This window comes from Dyella sp. ASV21 (genome assembly GCF_016428975.1).
In the GTDB taxonomy this organism is placed as follows: domain Bacteria; phylum Pseudomonadota; class Gammaproteobacteria; order Xanthomonadales; family Rhodanobacteraceae; genus Dyella.
Map to the genome: position 1 here is coordinate 1 of NZ_JAELTT010000238.1, position 395 is coordinate 395.

1 protein-coding gene is annotated in these 395 nt (G+C 75.2%); it reads left to right on the forward strand.

Annotated elements, in window-relative coordinates; genetic code table 11:
- Window positions 1-129 precede the first annotated feature (129 nt).
- Window positions 130-312 carry a hypothetical protein gene (locus JHD67_RS21600; RefSeq protein WP_199101188.1) on the forward strand — a complete coding sequence of 61 codons (183 nt, stop codon included), beginning with the start codon at window positions 130-132 and terminating at the stop codon, window positions 310-312.
- Window positions 313-395: the final 83 nt, after the last annotated feature.

A 395-nucleotide genomic window follows, 5' to 3' on the forward strand; every position in this document is an offset into this window, starting at 1 on the left:
CCCCCCCCCCCCCCCCCCCCCCCCCCCCCCCCCCCCCCCCCCCCCCCCCCCCCCCCCCCCCCCCCCCTCTTCAACGACCCCCCGACCCCCGAGATCTACACCCGAACGTTGTCGTCGGCAGCGTCAGATGTGTATAAGAGACAGGCGCTGGCCTCCACCATACTGCCTCCGCGCGAGGTGGTGGTGGTGCTGATCCTGGTGCTTTTGCTGCTTGCGTGGCTGCTCTGGCGCGGGCTGGTACAGGTGCATGCCTGTCTCTTATACACATCCCGAGCCCACGAGACCCGTGACCGAATCGCGGGTGGCGTCTGAGGCGTGTAAGAGGGGGGGGGGGGGGGGGGGGGGGGGGGGGGGGGGGGGGGGGGGGGGGGGGGGGGGGGGGGGGGGGGGGGGGG